General features: G+C 68.4%; 1 protein-coding gene. It reads left to right on the forward strand.

The annotated features are described in order from the left end of the window. Window positions 1-394: DDE-type integrase/transposase/recombinase (locus AC1DIO_RS35580; RefSeq protein WP_476854982.1), on the forward strand; the 394-nt coding region annotated here is incomplete at both ends.

The raw sequence follows: 394 nt of genomic DNA on the forward strand, positions 1-394 counted from the left end.
ATTGAACCGATTGTCGGCGCTGGAGCCGAAACCCGAGATCCTGCGCTACGAGCGCGCCGCGCCGGGCGAGCTGATCCACCTCGACATCAAGAGCCTGGGCCGGATCGACGGCGTCGGCCACCGCATCACCGGCAATCGCACCGGCCCAGGCCGCAATCGCGGCATCGGCTGGGACCATCTCCATGTCGCGATCGACGATGCCTCGCGGCTGGCCTTCGTCGAAGTTCTGCCAAGCCTCGGCCGGGACGACGCGACGGGCTTCCTCGAACGCGCGCTCKCCTGGTTCGGTCGTCTCGGCGTCACCGTCGAACGGGTGATGACCGATAACGGCTCGGCCTATCGCTCGAAGCTCTTCGYAGCCGCGCTCGCAAAGGCCGGCGCCCGCCATGTCCGC

The organism is Allobosea sp. 05T439 (genome assembly GCF_056396005.1).